The organism is Bacillus sp. LQ01, assembly GCF_057624735.1.
The window spans coordinates 113381-133508 of the sequence record NZ_JBYEZL010000005.1; the positions used below are offsets into that span (position 1 = coordinate 113381).

A 20128-nucleotide genomic window follows, 5' to 3' on the forward strand; every position below is an offset into this window, starting at 1 on the left:
GTTGTAACTTAAAGTTACATATCTTTTACTTGTAGGGCCTAATTTTCTTTTGTACAACAAGCAGTTAGCTAATTAAGCTGGCTGCTTTGTTTTGCAAAAAGAAGTTTTTATACGATTTTAAACACATTTAAAAATAAATTCATATGATATTACGTATTCCTCTCTTTTACAAAATGGATTTTGGTCAAAAGAGCACTTTTACGAAGTGCTCTTTTCTCATGGAATTAAAACTCTACAAAATAGCATTTTTGTTTAGTTTCACTCTAAAAGTAAAATTTTCATTTTTTCATTCCACCAAGTTCATAACATATTCTTTTCCCCCGATAAAATAATGATTAGGTGTCCCATACGCATTTTATCCACTGGAAATAATACCTTTCACGTACTTACGTATTAGAAACTTCATTTCTGCTTCTTCTGCAATAGCAATTTTGTTCACTTTTTTGATACATTTATGAAACATTCACATGTTATCTTCAATATGTTCTATTCTTTTTGAAAAACCATGTGAGAATACCAAAACAAGAAGCCCTAGAGCCCTAACTCTAAAGCTTCTTGTTTTCAAATAAGGATTTTGTATTAAATCTGCACCAAGATTAAGAAGCATACATACCATATCTTGTGCACCTTTTTTACATAAATCTTGATCATTGGGTGCCTTTAAAAGCGCTCTTTTTTGTTGATAAACTACACAAAGAGAAAAAAAACGCATACAATGTCACGTATTCTTTTTCATTGTAAGTTTGGGTGGAAGAGCGTCCTGGAGGACGCTCTTTATATTTGTTTATAAACAAATAATTTACTTAAAAATACTCACAGTTTGTATAAACCAAACATATATTTACATAGACAAGACATAGCTTTTTATTTAACAAAATAACTATTTTGTTAAATTCTTTATTAGTTCATTGCTTTCATAACTACTTTCTCTAGCTTTTTTAACAAATGAAATCTAATATTAAATTTCTAAATGTATACTGTACTAAACACCAGTTAACATTATATACATAGTGTTAACTATCTTAATTGAATATTAGTAATAGTAAGTATAAACATTATCAATTTACTATATCTTACATTTATGTAAAAATAGATGTATGTTAAGCTTATTCAAAATCTTTCCCCTAATAAAGATTTGAAGTAGCATTTCATGATTCTCCTTACTGTTAATATGCCTTGAAAAAGAACCCTATAGGGTTCTTTTTCTTTTCATTATAACCCCAGTAAGTCCTTATTTAGCATGTAAAAAGGACTGCTAATTACCTGCAGTCCTTTACACTTCAAAGTTTAGAAGTATACAATAACAAATCTTTCCCAGCTTCCAGCTACATAACTAGTAGCCGTTAATTCTCTACCACCATTTGCTGATATATACCTACCATTACTGAGTGCTTGTAATACATATATCCTATTGTCTCCACCATTATATAAGATAAACTTTTCCCATGTCCCAATTGATGTACGATCTGCTACTACTCTACCATTTGGCTCAAACGAAACATACTTCCCATTACTTTTGGCTTTTAAAGCGTACGTATATAATTCTCCAGTCGGAATTAATTCAAATTTCTCCCATTCATTAACTACATTACGATTTGCTGTTACATTTCCCAAAGGCTCAGCAGAAACATATTGTAAATTTGCTGCCTGTATAGCAACTGTCCAACTTCCATTAAATAAATTCACGCCTTTTAGTGAACCTGTTTTTGATAGATTTGCTGCCGATACATCATTCGATGGTGTAATCATCAATATCATTAAAACCATCGGCAACATCATTAAAACTAACTTTTTTGAGATTGTATTACCACTTGCACGTGTTATGAACCTCTTCATTCCCATTCCTCCCTTAATATACATAGAACTCATATACATCATACCAAATATGTAAAATATTGTAATACTAGAGAGAGTTTATCAATAAATACCTTACTATTCTGTTTCTTTTTTCTCAAATCTATAGCACTTAAACATGTATCAATTCTCAAGCACATTTTTTTAATTATTTTCTCATAATAAAAAAATGTAGCAGTTGATAGCAACGAGAGTATAGACAAAAGAGAGAGTATTTTCATTTCACTTTTCTTTAAATAAAAGCCAAATAGCCGTTCATAATGAACGGCTATTTGCATCTAACGAATAATTAGAAGGTTCTTCATGTTAATCTATTTTGTTTAATCCCATAGAGGTAACCTGATACATTCTTTTCTTTCCCATATACTCCTGTTTACTATTCTCAAGATTAGTAAGTGTGGCGCGTGTCTTTTCCTTTTGTGCTTCTCCCTCTATATGAGTAAACTCAATACAATCTCCTACTTTGACTGAAACGGTTTGGCTCTCAGCATCTTGTTGTCTATTTCCTATAATTTCTTTATTGTACAAAATATTACCGGATAAATTCTGGACTTTAATGCTTGCATACGTATTACTAAAATAAGAATGGGGTATACCCGCTTCTAATTTAATCTGCATTTTTTCTGTTGCTTTGTTATATTCTATTTTCGCGATTTCTCGATCATTATATCCCTTTAATGACCAAGCGAATTGATTTCCATCTAAAACCGTTGTTTCTGGCATTTTCTCTACTTTCTTCAAGCCTTCTTTTGTAACTTGATATCTTGCTGTTTTTCCAATGGTTTCATTTTTGTTATTTTCAAGGTTAATTAAAGTTGCTCGCGTTTTTTCCTTTGCTGCTTCTCCTTCTATATGGGTAAATTCAATGTAATCGCCTACCTTGACGGGCACAGTTTGGCTTTCAGCATTTTGTTGTTTATTTCCCACGATTTCCTTTTTGTACAGAACGTTACCAGAAGAATTCTGGACCTTAATACTAGCATACGTACTAGCAAAATAGGAATGTGGTACACCTGCTTCTAGTTTTACCTTCATCTCTTCTACCGTTTTATCATAATCTACTTTTGCAATTTCTCTATCACTATATCCTTTTAATGACCATGCAAACTTGTTTCCTTCTAAAATTGTTGCTTCTGGCATTTTTTCTACTTTCTTCAGGCCTTCCTTTGTAACTTCGTATAGGGCTTTTTTTCCAAAGCTCTCTTGTTTACTATTATCTACATTTGTAAGAGTAGCTCTATGTACACCTTCTAGATGTGTTAACTCTATATAATCGCCTACTTTGACTGGAACTTTCTGCGATTCAGCATTTTGCTGTTTGTTTCCATAAATCTCTTTGTTATAGACCACTTTACCTGATGTGTTTTGCACTTTAATACTTGCATATGTACTATCAAAGTAGTCATGTGGTACACCTGCTTTTAGATCAATTTGCATTTCTTCTGTTGATTTATTTAAATTTACTTTCGCAAATTCAAAATCTCCAATCCCTTTCAGCGACCATGCAAATTCATTACCTTCAAAAATGTTTGGAGATTCATTTTTGATTTGTACCTTTTTCTCAACAGTTTGATCAAATATATCCGTTAATACAATTTTTGCATAAGCATTTGTTGGTAATGATATAGATTGACTGATTCCATTTTGATAAGATTTAATATCATTAATTACGTTAATAGGTTGGCCCGTCATATTTTCATTGTTATAAATTTCAATTTTCCCCTTAAATTGCGGTGTACTATTTTCTTTTAGTTTCCAAGATACATTTAATTTTTCATTTTCATAATATATAGATTGGATATCAAAATCTAGTTTTCCTATTTCAGGTTGAGTAGGTTGATTTAGCGTGAATATTTTTCCTGCCCCAATAGTAGACTGAGTATTACCTCCTGCTTTGACCCATACATATTCTGAAGTAGATCCTCCATCATATTGATAAGTATTATCATGCGTTCCAGAAATACTTTGATTATTCCAAGAACTCCATTGTTTATCAACTAATTTTCGGCTATAACCATTTTTCAAGCGCGCTTCTCGAACATTCTGTCCACTATCAGCCCAGTCTTCTTGAAACATTCCTAAACCATGATTAAATGCAACATTAGCAACCGGAAAGTCCATAATTGCAATTTGATGCCATTTATTCTTTGCTACATCTTTCATCCATTGTCCAAATTTAGTATGACCATTTTCTTGCCATGAACGCATTGTCATTGTGTACCAATTGTAGTCTTTCCAACCATAAGTTGTTTGAACCTTCATTCCTGTTCCTTCTCCTCCAAAGGGTCCAGCTTGCGAATTCGGAGATAAGTATTCGGCCTTTATTGCTTCTTTAGAGGAAATTGGATCCCATAAGGCAAAATGTAAAGTACGTTTTCCATTTTCATCAAACCCACTTTGTTGTTGAAAACCAGCATATCCTCCAGCTTCACCACCTGCATTCCAATTGTGTACAGCCCAGTACGTATAAGGTGGTGTCTGAACTGGTGACCAGTCTATACTAATAATATCTGAGGCAGGTATATTTTGGGGACTCACATAAACTGCTGGAGCAGCTGAATGTGTTGCAGCTTTAGTGTGCAAAATAGACGTTCCAAACATAGAAAACATGCTACATGCTGCGGTAATTATAATAACTTTATTAAATCTTTGCTTTGTTTTCTGACTAATCACTAATCTACATCCTTTTCTAATTTTTATTATTGAATACTAACGTAGTAGAGAAATCTATCAAAATTCAAACAACATCCAGTAATTCTTTAAAATACTGGATGTTGTTCTATCTTTACATCTGATTCTTACATATTAATTGATTGTAATTGCTTTCCATAACGATAGTGCAAATATCCAATTCGGGTCACCATTTCCTTGATGATTTTGAACAGCTTCATACACTGTCCCTTGATGTTCTACTTTATCGCCCTTTGTATATGCCTTCTTTGGATCCCATTTTTCATAAGATACATTTTGATCTTTGGTTTTTACAAGAAGAATTTCACTTTGGATTGATGTATTTCCAGCTGCATCTACAGCCTTCACTGCATATTTATATTCCTTATTAACTGTTAAGTTTTGATCAGTAAACGTCGTTCCTTGTACCGTTTGAATCAATTGTCCATCGCGTAATACCTGATATTCTTTTACACCTACATTATCTGTAGAAGGATTCCATTTTAGCTCTACACTGTTAGAAGTAAGGGTGCTTGCATATAATCCTTGTGGCTGTGTTGGAGCTTCTGTGTCCGGTTTCGGATTAACAATTTGATTTACTTTCTTCAGACCTTCCTTTGTAACTTCGTACATGGCTTTTTTTCCAAAGCTCTCTTGTTTACTATTATCTACATTTGTGAGAGTAGCTCTATGCACACCTTCTAGATGTGTTAACTCAATATAATCTCCTACTTTAACTGAAACTTTTTGTGATTCAGCATTTTGCTGTTTATTTCCATAAATGTCTTTATTGTATACTACTTTCCCTGATGCATTTTGTACTTTAATACTCGCATATGTTTCATTAAAATAATGATGCGGTACGCCTGCTTTTAAGTCTACTTGCATTTCTTCTGTCGATTTATTGAAATTAATTTTAGCAAACTCGAAATCACTAATTCCTTTTAGTGACCATGCAAACTGGTTTCCTTCTAAAATATTATTTACATTAGGCATATCTGGTTTAATTGGATTAGAATCCGTACCCTTCCAAATCTCTGCTGTTAAAATTGGATATCCTAATGCAGCTACTTTTTGAATGGTATCGTTATTTGGACGTAATCCCCACTTCTCAAAGAAAGGAATCAAATTTTGTTTGGCTACTTTTGATGCTGAAATCATAAATAATTGTTTTTTATTTTCATCAGTTTGTGGAAGTTCACTTGAAGGCATGTCTCTATACAATTGATGCAATTTAGGATAGAAATCCTCTCCATACGCTAACTGTAGTTGCCAAAGCATAACAAGCTTTACAAAAACATCGCTAATTTCATCATAATTTTTATTCACTTGTTCTAGATATTGAAATGCTTTTGGATAAATTCCACTTTTCTCTAAGTTGGATGGTTGATTAAATGCTTTTTCTACAGAAAGGCTGTATATATTATTTTGTACTTCTGTCATATTATAAAACTTCCAGGGCGATTGTTGTCTCAAATGTCCTGCCTCATGCCAAGGGCCCCAGCCATCTGTTATAAATTTATTAATATCTAACACGTATTGGATTGCATCTCCTACATATGCTGTTCGATAAGAAGTTGCATACATATAATAATCAGGAGAATGATTTTCTTCTACGTAATGAACATAATGTTTATCTACTTGTTCTTCAGATAATCCAGCTACTTTGTCTTGAATTCGAGTAGCTTCATCCATCTTTTTTAAGAGTTGTACAGGATCTGTATTAGAACCCAACAAATATTTCTTAACACGTGCAGGGCTGGCCGTAATTAATACACGTTCGCCTTTTAACTCCACTGCATGTGCATTAGGATACTGGTCCAGCATGTTTATTAAATCTTGTTTCGTATGCTTTCCTAGTTCAAAGAAAGGCGTAGTCGTTCCACCTGCTGTGATTGTTGTTCGAATGGTACCACCTTGTTGTTTATTATAAAAATAAATCATCCCCCCATTTGGAGATTGGATTGTGTTTATACCAGGTTTTAATGTAAATGATTTTATCTTAGAATCTTCTCTCCAAGAAGCATCATACGAATACGTTCCAATATATACCTGAATATCTTGATTACCTTCTACATTAATCGTTATTTGTTCATTTGGCTTTGCATATAAACCAGTTGGTTCATATGGACTAAATGCCATATTTTTTCTTTCCTGTTGTTTCAGTACCTCAACATCCCCTTTTCCTGGGACCGTAAATGTTCTATTTTCTGATTTAACTGACTTTTCATTTTGCAGTGATGTCGATAAATTTTTTTGCTGCTCCTTTTGCTCCGCAAAGACATCTGATGAAGAAATCATTCCAGTCGCAAGCATAGTTATTGTAGCAGTGGCCGCAAGTATTTTTCTAGTTTTATGTTTTGAATTATTCCCCATATTATCTCCCTCATTTTTCCTTAGTACTCTTAAGTTTTTTTGTTTTCTTCTCCATGTTTTTACAATCTAAGCTATTCATACTATTTAAGTTGTGTCTATTACTCTATATTTTTTCATAAATATCTCCTTTTCTTTATGTATTATTGTATATAAATGTTATTTGATGACACATTAAATAACAAATTTACGATAAACTCATCGATAACAGCCTATTATGTTTTGATTCTGTATTCTAAACTTCCATCCAATTAGAGAAATATATCCAATTGGGGAAATAAGTAAATAAATTACAACATTTAAAGGTTGAGATCTCACGAAAAATTCATAAAACTTATTTACTTTAAAGATTTAAACAATTGTGAACACATTTGTTTGAACCTCCACAATTTTTTTCTAAGCTATTCTCTAAAAATCTTATTTTTCGTTGTAAATAAACCTGATTGGTACTCTTTATGCAAAAGAAAAGATGGAATCTTTAATTCAACTCCGCCTTTTTTCGAAATAAAAAGCATCTAATTCTATTTGAATTAGATGCTTATATTTAGTCCTTAAGCCTAATATTCTAAACTATTTACGCGTTTGTAAATCTTTTTTTATTACATCCCAGAGTGAATTATCTTGACGCATCGGTTTACCCTCTTCATCCCATTTTATTTTTTCTGTTCCCAATTCATAATTCATCCCTGTCCATGTGTCTTCACGGAATGCATAGAATGATTTATGCCATCCTTTTTGGTTAAAGATAGAAATAAGATCTTGTATGTATTGGGTAGCACCTGGAACAGTACGGTTAATTCCAAACTCTTCTGCAATAATTCTATTAGATGGTACATGATTTTTCTTAGACCATTGTTGAATTGGCTTCAAAAACTTCTCTAATCCCTGCTTATTCCACATTACAGGTTTCTCTAAATCCCCTACTTTTACTAATCCTGGATATTGATATTCTTTATTTTTCTTTTCACCTTGACTCGTTAATTCATATGGTTCATACATATGAAATGCGTAAAGCGTTTTTTTATCCTTTACTGGCTTTAAGTATTTAAAGGCCCATGGAGTAGCATATAAACCTGAATCTAAAATAACCGGTGTTTCTTGGTCTACTTCACGAATGGAATTGATTACCTTTTGATAAAATCTGTTTAAATCCGCTGTCGTTCCCTCCACTTTTGCATACCATTTCTCGTAATCTTCCGTCCAAAAATCATTATATCTATTATTTTTAGCTGTTTCTGGATGTGGTTCATTTATAATATTATAACCAACCACCGCGGGGTGATCTTTTAGTTCCAAAGCGAGGTCCTTCCAAAATTGACTTGCTTGATCTTGATACTTCTTTTCTTCCTGTACTTTCTAATATAGATAAAAACGTTTATATCCTAGAAACCTCAAAAACATTAGGCTGTTACTTCTCTCTGTCGTTCAACATATTTCTACTACATATAATTAAATATTTTTTCAAAAACCACTTCATCAAAGAACATAGGTTCGTGTATAATAATAACAAGAACGAATGTTCTCGTTATTATTAGGAGGAGTTATAGTGTATGACTATTCAATTTTACGGAATAGAATCATTTTATGTGTTGATCTTCGTAGCTTTTATGCTTCTGTTAGTTGCATCAAAATGGGATTAGACCCACTTCATACAAAATTAGCTGTAGTCGGTGATGTGAATAGGAATGGGTCCATTGTTTTAGCCGCAACTCCACCTTTAAAAGCAATAGGTGTAAAGAAGATGGCAAGGCTATACGAGATTCCTCGACAAAAAGATATTCTTATTGTGAATCCAATTATGGGAACATATATTAAGTGCTCCAATTACATAACGAAGTTAGCTCTACAATATGTTCCTATTGAAGACTTTCATCAATACAGCATCGATGAATTTTTTATGGATATTACCGATAGCATCCATCTATTTGCCCCAAATCCACATGAATTTGCATTACAGTTTAAACGTGAAATATATGAACATACACGAATTGAATGCACAATTGGAATTGGTCCTAACCTATTGATGAGTAAGGTCGCTTTAGATATTGAAGCAAAGCAAAATACAGACGGAATTGCTTATTGGAAATACGAAGATGTACCTACAAAATTATGGAGCATACGGCCACTTAGTAAATTTTGGGGAATTTCATATAAAACTGAAACAAAGTTAAATCGGAAAGGAATACATTCAATTGGAGATTTAGCTAATTATCCTCTTAAACATTTAAAACAAAGCTTCGGCGTGATTGGAGAAGAATTACACTTACATAGCCATGGAATTGACTTTAGTCGCATTTCAGAAAAATATGTTCCTGCCACAACTTCTATTGGAAAAAGCCAAATTCTCATCCGTGACTACACAATAGAAGAATTTCCGATTATCCTGCTGGAACATATAGAAGAAGTTTGCTATCGATTAAGACAACAAAACAAACTTGCTCGAACCGTTCATTTCTCTGTTGGTTATAGCAAGAATAATGCAGGTGGCATTAGAAAAACACATAGTTTAAGCCGTCCTACAAATTTAACAATGGATATTTATCATATCTGTACATACTTTTTACATCAGCAATATACTGGTGAACCCATTCGTAGCATAAACATATCCTTAACAAACCTAATTCAAGAAGGGGAAGAACAAATTTCTCTTTTTGATGATGTCACAAAACGAGAACAAGAAGTGAAGTTGACAAAAGTAATGGATGAAATACGCACAAAGTTTGGGAAAAACAGTATTTTACGAGGGATTTCCTACACGCATAGCGCTACAGCTAGACACAGAAACACACTAATAGGAGGACATAAATCATGAGTAACGCCAATATGCCAAAAGGAAGAGGAATGATCAAATGGTCTCCGTTCGCAGCAATGCCCGAACAATTCGCCGGAATACGTAAAATAATCAAAGAGAAAAATAAAATAGCACGTCCCATTTTAACCTCTGAAGAAAAAGAAATGATTGAGAACATGCTTTTATGTTCCTTATTGTCCGAAGAAGAAATACTAATCACATATTATGAAGGCGGCTATTTACTTACTAACTATATGACCATCATTGATATAGATCCGTTAAATAGCGCTATCATATGTACGGATGCTTTCTATAATAAGTTGACACTACAATTTTCGGATATACTGGATGTAAAATAGAATAGATTTAAACGTTTGGATTGTTATAAAGGAGTGTATAAAATGCAAGGGAATCAGATAAGAAAGAATACAGCAAGAACAGTTATTCATAACAATATAAATAACTATCCCTATTTAAATATACCTATGATTATTAATGAGAATGATGGAATAACTTACGAGGTTTTAAGCGCTGGTTTTCATAATAATGATGCAGTAGCAATGATAACAACGGACGGTTTCACTACAACTAGGGTAAATACACCAATCGTAACAGTAAAAAACGATGATAGTAGTATCCAAGTATTCCGTTTACCCTTAGAATTGGATTATTGGGTGCTTTCATGTATGCGTGATGCTTCAAAAGGAAAAAATCCGTTCCCATGTAAAGTTGCTTTTGGAATCATTGATACTAAATGTCATGTGGAATTCAAGTAAAAAAGGAGTAAATTAATTTGTTCTTTTTATAATTTTTGGGACATTTATTTTTCTTAAGTTGATGGGCATGTAGCGTTATCCCTCACTATTAAATTTCAAATGCATGAAAATGAGAAAAAGTTTAAAATAATTTATATACAAATGAAATAATCCAGCGAGAGTATCGAACTGTATACAATTTGCCTTTTCACACTAAAAAATGATACTAAGGTCATTGAAAGGCACCTCAGGGTGTCTTTTTCTTAATTCTAATCCGCGGTAACAAATTCATATTTTTTATATAAAAAGTGGAAAAAATATTTTATAATTCTATTTAGATTAATATTACGTTTTTAATATAAAACTTATAGAAAAATGGCGGTGATTGATTTTATGTTTAATATTTCAAAGGGTGCGATGATAGATACAATAAACAATATGATTTACAACATTGCTCTTTATGTCTTTGTATTTATTATTTGCATGTGGATTTTAGTATGTATTGTTCGATTATTTGTAAGGGGATTATCTAGAGTAATACCTATAACGTATACACCTTCGTTGCAATCTAAAGGAAATGGAAAAAGAAAACAAAATAAAAAAAGGAATGCGTCTTATAGAGTTCAATCAGTTGGAAAGAAAGCAAATACAAATAAAGTTGTAAATTCTGATTTGGATGATGAAGATGATTTTAACGACTATTATGACGACTACAGTTCCCCTAGCTATTATAGCTCTTCTAATAGTCCAAGTTCTGAAAGTTCATATAGTAACTCCAATTATAACAACACTTCTAGTTACAAAAATGAAGATTCCTCTAGGTATGATAGTCCTTCTTATAATTCTAGTTATAATAGTAACTCAGATGAAAATGATTACTAATAAAATACTAACTTGTATGATAGTGCATAATCTATTTGTCATAAGAATGCACTCATCCATGTATTCATAATATATTAAATTGCAACAATCATTTTGGTTAGAAATCATATCCATAACATTCAACTTAAGATGGTTCCATACGGAGAAAGGCGCCTTTGGTGTCTTTTCTTTGTATGGATCAGTACCAAGCTTCACAAAACAATTTTCCTTTTTTGATTTGCTCTATTTGACGCTGTTCATGCAAATTGAATCATTCTATCCACTAAACAATAGATAATTCTCCAAGAGCTGAATATATTACTCAATAAAGCAATTTTTCATATAATTGATTTCTTGTTTCATCTAGACCTATATCCTTAGACTTCTACGCTCGAAGTATCCTTTACGAATCAAACATTCCTTCACTGCTACGGCAATTAAATCTTTTCTTGCTGCAGTAGTTTTTCTAATTCATGAAGAAATATATGAGTTTTCTCAACATCCTTTAAGATATCCTCTAGGTTCTCATTTGCTACAAAATCTCTAATAGAATGGTTAAAAACCATTAACCTACCATATCTATGCTCTATTTCTTTAAACCACACTTCTTTTTCCAAAAGCTTAAAATTTTTACGAATGACTTTTTCCCTTTTTGAAGGGATGGACATAAAGAGTCCTCCTAATACATCACCGATTACACCTCCCATGTGAAAACCTCCTTCCCCTCTATTGTAAAATTCAGAAAAAAAGATATATAGTAGCATTTCCAATACACTTCAAATAACGATTCGTTACCAATTAGAGTGAACGGTAGAACTTGCGTTATTGTTTTTTTCTTATCTCGACAGAATACGACATCACCATTTACCTTAATTTGGTATAATCATCTGTGGAATTTTACAATTTTCAAAATGGAGGAATTAAACATGTTCAAAAAGTTGAGTACCATTGCATTAGGAAGTGCTTTGGCGATGAGTCTAGTTGCTTGTGATGATTCGTCAAACAAAGCTTCTACAGAAAAGAAAGATGAACCAAAACAAGAGGCTAAGAAAGAAGCAAAACAAGACCAAAAACAAGAAACGAAAAAGGACGATAAAAAGAAGATAACGGTTGCCGATGTGGATACTATTAAAACTGGTGATCCTGTAACTGGTGAAGGCGGAGATAAATACGAGGATCTAGTTGCTAAATATGGTGAACCTGACATCAAATCTGATTCTACAAGTAAAAATGTAAAAACGTATACTGCTAGTTGGAGTAAAAATGCAAAAGGTGGCACAGGAGCTAATTTCACCGTTAGTTTCATTGAAAAAGATGGACAAAAATTAGCAGTAAGTAAAACTCAAATAGGGATGGAATAAATCCTAGTCATAGAAATCATGGTTATGAGTAACCTTCTAAATCGTGATAAAACAAGCACTCGAATGGGTGCTTGTTTTATCATTTAAAAGTAATGAATCACCGGAAATTCCCGCTTATTAACAAACGATTTATTCTTCTTACATTTACGACCAGACAAAAAACATGTAGTACCCTGTTTTTTACGTACTGGAAAAGCAAATTCATAGATACATCCTTTTCAACTTGATATGCTCTGTTCTCATAATATAATTCCGTACTAGATATCTCTGTTTTAGATTCTTTATATATAATTTGATCCTTTTAATGATTAGATATTGAATCCCGTTTTATTTTCATAAAGTTGTAATGGAGCAACCCCCATTCAACTTATTTTTATATATTTTTAGGTTTAGTAGGCAGAAATAAGAATTAAAAATAAATTCAAATTGAAAGAGGTGATCCAAATTATGTTTAAAAATGAGGAAGAGCTACAAAAAGCTTTTGAAGCAGCAAAGGCGACCTTAGCAATTGAGGGATTGACTGTTACAAAGGAAATGGAGAAAGTCATAAAGGATAAGTTACGTGGAAAGATTACTATGGAGGAATTGATTAAACTAGCAGATGATATTGCCAGACGCAAATAAATAATCTTTTACTTTAATATCTGTACCTTGAAACCAGCTTTCATAAATAGGAATCATCCCCTATTCCCGCATAATTATGTGTAATTAAAGCGAATGCTGCCCCTGCTGCTACATGAGTCGGTCCTCTCAAATATATCCTCCTTTCTATTATTCAAGCTTTATCTCAACAGTTGGCGAAAATATAATATCCTTTCACCCAGCGCTCTTTTAACCATCTCAGTTTATATTCCATGCTTGGTGTATGAGTTGCTGCAGAATCCATTAAGTTATATCTATCTAAAATCTCCAAACATCTAATAGGGTTTGTTAAAGTATTTAGAAATTCCAAGACCTCGCTCTCGAGAGACTTCCATACAATTCCTTTAAAATTAATTGGCAGCAGTTCTAATATCATATCTCTATCCAAACCTGATGTTTCTAAGAAATTTTGAAGATGCGAGAGAGATAAATAACTCCAGTTTGTACTTTGGTATTCTTCCCCTAAAAATGTATATCGATCTAAGTCATTACAATTTAATTCATAACTCTTTATTGCTTCTATTCCCCATTTCATCTTTTTCCCCCACAATTATTATTTCCGTACTCAACCAATAGTTATGTTCACAAATCCCTATTATTAAAAAAGATCCAAGCATCAGTAATACGCTCAGATCTCTGTTTAATAATTAGATTAAATAAAACTTTATTAGCCTCTTTTTAGAAAATTAAATATGCTCCCCATGATCCATAAATACTTCAATTGATTCTTGTTGTGATACGTCTTTTACATTAGTAAGACCAAAAGTAAAAACGGTGGACAACATCATCATTAATAAGATAGCTTTTTTCATTTTAGCGCCCTTCTTTCTTTGCTTATTTTGTCTGCGTCTAAAGCAATGTGTAAATATTTGCTTGCCTTTTCATGATTTTTTGAATTGTAGAATTGGTCACCTAAAAGAGAAGCATATTCTTTTACCCACTCATATAATTCTTCTGCTTCAAAATAAGAAATACCTTCTATAACTAATTTCTCAAATTCTTCGAGTGGTGCTTTATTATGTAATGCCCTTAAGATTTCGAAATGATGACGATAACCTACATCACTAAGCTTATAACCTTGTTCAATATATTCATTAGCAATAGTATGCTTTCCTAGCTTGAAATGTTCTCTCGCTAAAAGAAACATAGTTTTAAAGTTATTCTCTAATGAATTCTCTAAATGTTTAACTGCTAACTCTGGCATATTTTGACTTGCATATAAAAGCCCTAAATTATGCTTAACGCGTTTAATTAGAATTTCATCACCTGATTTTTTGAAAGTGTCTAATGCTGAAAGTAAATATTCTTCTGCACTTTCAAATTCATTTAGTCGTATGTTTGCCATTCCTAAAGTATTTAAACATGCTGCTATTTTCAGTTCATATCCTGCGTTATTTATAAATATTTCATTTGCCTTCATAGCATATTGAATTGCTAGAATTGGTTTCATTATATGGTAGTAGTAAACAGCAAGCCAATAATTAAATTCTGCTTTTTCAATTTCATCATGCATGTAATCTAGAAGCTTTTCAGCTTCTTCAAAATGACCCCTTGCTTCACTATTGTTGGCCGTATTGATGGCGTAAATAGCTTTAAATAAATGATAATAGTACTCTAAAAATGTTTCATTTTTGTCTGGTAAAGGTTCGACTTTGTCTAAAATATCTTTTGAACCCTTCGTATCACGAATTAGAAGGCTGTACCGCGCATTTAGTAAAGCGTAATACATTAATATTGTTTGATCTTCCTTGATATAATTGATTTTACTTTCAATATCTTCTTTTATCTTTTCAGACTGTAATACACGTTGTGCAATCATAGCTTGATACCAATCATTTAATAATTTGGTGATTTTTTCGTTAGAAATGAGGTTAACACTCATCTTCTCCTACCCCCTTTTATCAAATATTATCACGGTATACTTGCATTTATAAATATATTCACAATATTTTAACTTGAGAAACTTATTTTTGAATATTCACAGAAGAAAATGAAGAAAGTAATTCAAGTTTTAGGTATCACTCTAGGATTAGTAGCCGTTTTTGGTTGTACTTCAAACAACACAATACAAAATGCTGAACACGGAGAAATATTTTAATACTTAAAAAGAGCCATAGCATCATATATGGCTCTTTTTTATTACATTAAGTTGTACTCTTGTGTCTTTAAGTTCATATATTCAGCTGAATCCGTCAGAATTTTACTAGTAGTTGTTCTCCCGCCTAACTTCTTTACTTCATCCAATTTTATGCTGGGATTTTCACTGTCCACAAATCGCCAGATTAACTATTAAATAGAAAGGGTGTAATTTATCATTTTAGCCAAAAAGACTCCTTCCTCAAGGAACGCGAGGTGAGTAGGTGGGAGATGAATTGGCTTCGGACAAGGGATGGCAGAAAGCCATCTTAATTGTTCGACATACATAAACTGTTACTTTACTACCAACCGAATGTACGTTTGTTATATAATAGAATTATACCGAAATGGGGGTGAAATGAATGTTGATCAATAAAGCATATAAATTTCGTATCTATCCAAATAAAGCACAAGCGACACTAATCAATAAAACGATTGGTTGTTCTCGTTTTGTATTCAATCACTTCCTATCTCTATGGGATCATGCATATAAAGAAACAGGAAAAGGTTTGACATATGGTACATGCTCTGTCAAACTTCCTGCCTTGAAGAAAGAGTTTGTTTGGCTAAAAGAAGTCGATAGTATTGCGATTCAGTCATCTGTTCGCAACCTTGCGGATGCGTATACACGCTTTTTCAAAAAACAAAACAGTGCCCCGCGTTTCAAATCTAAGAAGAACAACGTACAATCTTACACCACAAAACAAACAAATGAAAACATTGCCGTTGTAGGAAATAAAATGAAATTGCCAAAACTAGGTCTTGTTCGATTTGCCAAAAGTCGTGAAGTAAAGGGACGTATTTTAAATGCTACGGTTAGACGGAACCCTTCTGGTAGATACTTCGTGTCATTGTTAGTGGAGACAGAAGTGCAAGAACTTCCGAAAACAAATTCTTACATTGGAATGGATGTGGGACTAAAAGATTTCGCCATTTTGTCAGATGGAACAACCTATAAAAATCCGAAGTTTTTTCGATTGTTAGAAGAGAAGTTGGCAAAAGCACAGCGTGTTCTTTCTAGAAGAATGAAAGGATCTTATCGCTGGAATAAACAACGAGTAAAAGTAGCTAGAATTCATGAATACATGGCAAATGCTAGAAAAGATTACTTGGACAAAATCTCGACTGAAATCATCAAAAACCACGATGTTATTGGTATAGAGGATTTGCAAGTATCGAATATGTTAAAGAATCATAAGTTAGCAAAAGCAATTAGTGAGGTATCTTGGTCACAGTTTCGAGCCATGTTGGAATATAAAGCAAAATGGTATGGCAAACAAGTCATTGTCGTATCGAAAACATTTGCTTCAAGCCAATTATGTTCATGTTGTGGGTATCAAAATAAAGACGTTAAAAACCTAAACCTACGTAAATGGAAGTGTCCTTCTTGTCGTACATACCATGATAGGGATATTAACGCAAGTATCAATCTAAAGAATGAAGCGATAAGGCTTCTAACCGCAAGGACTGCGGGGTTAGCCTAATCAATTAGAGTTCGATAGAACTCTTTACTTAGGAATCCTCCACTTCTAAACGAAGTGAAAGTGGGGGTAGTTCAATACAGGAGACATTAGGTTGAAAGTTCAGCTAATATAGAAATTCTACGCTTTTGCATCAGGGTAATCGGGATGAGCTATGGGAAGTTTTTCCCTTTATAAGAACACATTTCATGATTTCGCGCTATATTTTCAAAGCTACACAAGAAGCCCATACATGCGGCAGAAAAAGAATAGGAGGTGTTGTGTATGCAACCCTCCACTTTTTAAATATTCATAATGGATTATACATTAGTTCTGGATTTTTTTGTTATTAAACTAAACTGCACCGTTAGTTCATTAAGAAAAAATTATCTATTATTATTAAAGTGGGCCACCTTCAAAACCAATAGGCCATCCATCGTCTTTAAATTTTACTTTATACTGAAACTCAAAGTGACCATCATAAATAAAAGCTAAACTAAATCCAGAAAATATATAATCGTCAAAATTAACCATCTTTCCAAAACATATTGTGGATAGATAGTAGTTCTTCATTTCTTGATTAGGGAAGAATTTTTGTAAATATTTTAATGCACAGCTTATATGTAGATGGAGTTCATCGAATGTTTTTTCTGCCATTTCGATAATCTCCACATCGGGATTTTCATTATTCCCTTGAATAATAATATCCACATCTTCCCATTCTCCGATATTAATACTATAAAACCACCGTTTTTGAATGAGATACTTCTCATTTTCGTATATAGGGGGATTAACTAGGTTTAATTTTTTCACCTCATCTTTAGTTAACGGTATATCAAGAATAAGCTTTTTATGCAAAATTTCTTTGATATTAGAGACAATATATTTAGATTTGTTTAATTCTAAAGAGTCCATTTTCCACCTCATAAATTATAAAATAAAGTAAATTCCCCCTTAAGTATATCATCATCCTTATTCAACTATCCTGCACCGTTAGTTCAATAAGAATTAAACAACTATATTATTTTTCAAAGGACTTTATTGTAAATTAAACAACTCTATTCACATAAATTTCTTTATAAGCAAGGCTATATTCTTTGTCTGCATATACATATGATTTACAAATCTCTTACATAATGTATGTGTTCCTATTTCATCTAGTTCAATGTCGCAGTGTTACTAAGTAACTTATATGCTGTACTTCTTTCTATTCTTTCCCTGCCTACTCTTAATTAGATACTCATGGTCTTCCATATCTTCAATGTACCTATTTAAATCTCTTCTTAATGCCGCAGTAATCTAGATACATTACTGCTTACTACTCTTCATTTCAAGCATTAAGATATAACTCCCTTTCAAACCTGCAACCTTTAGTTTTAAGAGGTCACTAATACATAAACCTATATTGTATAACTACTTTACTACATTATTTGGGGCAAATTTTAATTTAAACCATATATTATCTATATTTATTAAACCTTTTCTGTTTTTGGAAATGAGATACCAAAAACTGTTTTATTCCATGGACTACTTTCAACCCATATCCTGCCCTGGTTTTTTTCTACTAAGGATTTAGCAATAGCAAGCCCTAATCCGCTACCTCCATTAATAGAATTTCTTGATTGGTCACCACGATACATTCGTTCAAATACATGATCTAAATCATGTTCCGCGATTCCCTGTCCTTTATCCCAAACAAGCAATTGGAATTCTTGATTTGATTCCATGAGTTCTATCCCAAGTACTTTTCCTTCTTTCCCATATAAAATAGCATTTTTTATTAGGTTATCTATAATTCTTATAATACTTAGATAATCAGCCGTGATAAAACATTTTGTTTTTGGCAAACTAAGCTTTAACTCCAAATTATTCTTCTTGATTTCAGGCAAATACTCAATTAATACTTCTCTGGTAATTTCAGTTAATTCTAGAGATTCAGGATTTATTAAAACTTCATCTGCATCTAGCTTTGCCATATTAAATATTTCATTGATTAATTGCTTTAAGTTGCTGGATTTTTTTGAAATAATTTCAAGATACTCTTTTTTCTCTTCTCGAGAAACAGCTATATCATCTTTTAAAGCATCAATATATCCTATAATAGATGTAAGAGGAGTTCTGATATCATGAGAAATACTTGATAAGAGCCTTTTTCTCGCATTTTGAGCTTTAATGGATTCGATTTGAACTCTCTCTAACTGTTCAATTAATTCATTCACAGAAAATATCATTTTATTAAATACATTATCTTCATTTACAATTAACCTTGTTGTTAAATTCCCTTTAATTACACGTTGTAACTCCTCAATCATTATTTTCAAACGATTAACGAAGTGGAACCTTATAAGTAAGAGAAAAGTCGTAAAGAAAAATAGTACTATGTACAAAACAAGTTTATTTATTCCTAATAGCTGATTATTTAAATCTGTAAAAAAAAGTCCTATAATACATAACAATTGAAGAATATTAAGTAAGATAATTTTATCGCTATACATTTTGGTCACCTACAAACTTATATCCGATTCCCCAAACTGTTTGTATTAATTGAGGATTAGAGGGATCCACTTCTATTTTTTTTCTAAGTTTTCGAATATGGACCATGACAGTATTATCATCTTCTAAATAGTTGTCCCCCCAAACATTACGGAACAACTGAGATTTTGTAAACACTTGCTCCGGATTTAAAGCAAAAAACCTTAGTAGTTCCATCTCTTTTGCAGTTAAAGGAATCTCTTTCCCCTCTTTGAAAACAGTATATTTTTTCATATCAATTGAGATTTCTTTAAACTCTATACGTGTTTGTTCTCTATCCCCTGCTTCACTTCCTAAAACTAAAAATCTCCTCATAAGAGCTTTAACTCTAGCTACTACCTCATTTATACTAAAAGGTTTTGTAATATAATCATCTGCGCCCATACTTAAACCTAATATCTTATCAGTTTCATGATTTTTAGCAGTGAGCATTAGAATAGGAACATTCGTTTTTTCTCTTAATTTTCTGCAGACCTCAATCCCATCAATTTTTGGCATCATAAGATCTAATATAAACAGATCATATTTGTTTTTATTAAATAACGAAAGAGCGTGCTCGCCATCTATAGCAACATCAACCTTATATAATTCTCGCTCCATATATTTTTTTAATAAATCTCTAATTTCTTTTTCATCATCCGCTATAAGAATTCTAATTTCTCGCAAAATAACACCTGCTTTCATAATTTCTAT

18 protein-coding genes and 2 pseudogenes are annotated in these 20128 nt (G+C 32.3%); 7 read left to right on the forward strand and 13 right to left on the reverse strand.

Annotation, left to right across the window (positions count from 1 at the left end; all coding sequences use genetic code 11):
- Positions 1-463 precede the first annotated feature (463 nt).
- From AC22L0_RS25050 to AC22L0_RS25070, 5 genes and pseudogenes are all read right to left on the reverse strand, one after another.
- Positions 464-712, reverse strand: coding sequence for a hypothetical protein (locus AC22L0_RS25050; protein WP_487272501.1), 249 nt, complete (start codon positions 710-712; stop codon positions 464-466).
- A 575-nt stretch (positions 713-1287) separates the two neighbouring features.
- Positions 1288-1836 (reverse strand): fascin domain-containing protein, encoded by a 549-nt coding sequence (locus tag AC22L0_RS25055; RefSeq protein WP_087966865.1) that lies wholly within the window; start codon positions 1834-1836, stop codon positions 1288-1290.
- A gap of 324 nt (positions 1837-2160) precedes the next feature.
- Positions 2161-4527 (reverse strand): putative mucin/carbohydrate-binding domain-containing protein, encoded by a 2367-nt coding sequence (locus AC22L0_RS25060; protein ID WP_487272502.1) that lies wholly within the window; start codon positions 4525-4527, stop codon positions 2161-2163.
- Positions 4528-4659: 132 nt separating this feature from the next.
- A complete protein-coding gene (locus tag AC22L0_RS25065; RefSeq protein WP_487272503.1) occupies positions 4660-6900 on the reverse strand; it encodes a M60 family metallopeptidase in 2241 nt (746 codons plus the stop codon).
- 567 nt (positions 6901-7467) lie between these two features.
- Positions 7468-8253 (reverse strand): annotated as a pseudogene (locus AC22L0_RS25070) (glycoside hydrolase family 5 protein); the annotation flags it as partial.
- Between the two features lie 190 nt (positions 8254-8443).
- Between AC22L0_RS25070 and AC22L0_RS25075 the strand changes: the two are divergent.
- From AC22L0_RS25075 to AC22L0_RS25090, 4 genes are all read left to right on the forward strand, one after another.
- Positions 8444-9709, forward strand: coding sequence for a Y-family DNA polymerase (locus tag AC22L0_RS25075; protein ID WP_487272504.1), 1266 nt, complete (start codon positions 8444-8446; stop codon positions 9707-9709).
- Positions 9706-10047 carry a YolD-like family protein gene (locus AC22L0_RS25080; protein ID WP_487272505.1) on the forward strand — a complete coding sequence of 114 codons (342 nt, stop codon included), beginning with the start codon at positions 9706-9708 and terminating at the stop codon, positions 10045-10047. The genes AC22L0_RS25075 and AC22L0_RS25080 overlap by 4 nt, the downstream gene beginning before the upstream one ends.
- A gap of 42 nt (positions 10048-10089) precedes the next feature.
- On the forward strand, positions 10090-10464 hold the full coding sequence (locus AC22L0_RS25085) for a hypothetical protein (protein ID WP_087964897.1): 375 nt from the start codon (positions 10090-10092) through the stop codon (positions 10462-10464).
- A 354-nt stretch (positions 10465-10818) separates the two neighbouring features.
- Positions 10819-11325 (forward strand): hypothetical protein, encoded by a 507-nt coding sequence (locus AC22L0_RS25090; protein ID WP_487272506.1) that lies wholly within the window; start codon positions 10819-10821, stop codon positions 11323-11325.
- Positions 11326-11741: 416 nt separating this feature from the next.
- Here AC22L0_RS25090 and AC22L0_RS25095 read toward each other — a convergent pair whose 3' ends face one another.
- A complete protein-coding gene (locus tag AC22L0_RS25095; RefSeq protein ID WP_074593103.1) occupies positions 11742-12011 on the reverse strand; it encodes a hypothetical protein in 270 nt (89 codons plus the stop codon).
- Positions 12012-12230: 219 nt separating this feature from the next.
- Between AC22L0_RS25095 and AC22L0_RS25100 the strand changes: the two genes are divergently transcribed.
- Complete coding sequence (locus AC22L0_RS25100) at positions 12231-12665, forward strand: hypothetical protein (protein WP_000473787.1); 435 nt, start codon at positions 12231-12233, stop codon at positions 12663-12665.
- A 447-nt stretch (positions 12666-13112) separates the two neighbouring features.
- On the forward strand, positions 13113-13289 hold the full coding sequence (locus AC22L0_RS25105; RefSeq protein ID WP_163051259.1) for an antitoxin VbhA family protein: 177 nt from the start codon (positions 13113-13115) through the stop codon (positions 13287-13289).
- A gap of 163 nt (positions 13290-13452) precedes the next feature.
- Here the strand turns inward: AC22L0_RS25105 and AC22L0_RS25110 are convergent, their stop codons facing one another.
- The 3 genes from AC22L0_RS25110 to AC22L0_RS25120 all read right to left on the reverse strand — a co-directional run bounded on the left by AC22L0_RS25110 (position 13453) and on the right by AC22L0_RS25120 (position 15189).
- A complete protein-coding gene (locus AC22L0_RS25110) occupies positions 13453-13842 on the reverse strand; it encodes a hypothetical protein (protein WP_487272507.1) in 390 nt (129 codons plus the stop codon).
- 151 nt (positions 13843-13993) lie between these two features.
- A complete protein-coding gene (locus AC22L0_RS25115) occupies positions 13994-14119 on the reverse strand; it encodes an aspartate phosphatase (RefSeq protein WP_086391988.1) in 126 nt (41 codons plus the stop codon).
- Positions 14116-15189 (reverse strand): response regulator aspartate phosphatase, encoded by a 1074-nt coding sequence (locus AC22L0_RS25120; protein ID WP_086391989.1) that lies wholly within the window; start codon positions 15187-15189, stop codon positions 14116-14118. The genes AC22L0_RS25115 and AC22L0_RS25120 overlap by 4 nt, the downstream gene beginning before the upstream one ends.
- A 616-nt stretch (positions 15190-15805) precedes the next feature.
- On the opposite strand from AC22L0_RS25120, the gene tnpB reads away from it, so the two are divergent.
- Positions 15806-16927, forward strand: a complete 1122-nt coding sequence (gene tnpB / locus AC22L0_RS25125) for an IS200/IS605 family element RNA-guided endonuclease TnpB (protein WP_240853665.1) — start codon at positions 15806-15808, stop codon at positions 16925-16927.
- 375 nt (positions 16928-17302) lie between these two features.
- Here the strand turns inward: tnpB and AC22L0_RS25130 are convergent, their stop codons facing one another.
- From AC22L0_RS25130 to AC22L0_RS25145, 4 genes and pseudogenes are all read right to left on the reverse strand, one after another.
- Positions 17303-17818: a hypothetical protein gene (locus AC22L0_RS25130; RefSeq protein WP_074594553.1), complete on the reverse strand. Its 516-nt coding sequence runs from the start codon at positions 17816-17818 to the stop codon at positions 17303-17305.
- Positions 17819-17971: 153 nt separating this feature from the next.
- Positions 17972-18310, reverse strand: a pseudogene (locus AC22L0_RS25135) (tyrosine-type recombinase/integrase); the annotation flags it as partial.
- A gap of 65 nt (positions 18311-18375) precedes the next feature.
- Positions 18376-19398: a sensor histidine kinase gene (locus tag AC22L0_RS25140; protein WP_000286657.1), complete on the reverse strand. Its 1023-nt coding sequence runs from the start codon at positions 19396-19398 to the stop codon at positions 18376-18378.
- Positions 19391-20101 (reverse strand): response regulator transcription factor, encoded by a 711-nt coding sequence (locus AC22L0_RS25145; protein ID WP_001206988.1) that lies wholly within the window; start codon positions 20099-20101, stop codon positions 19391-19393. The genes AC22L0_RS25140 and AC22L0_RS25145 overlap by 8 nt, the downstream gene beginning before the upstream one ends.
- Positions 20102-20128 lie beyond the last annotated feature (27 nt).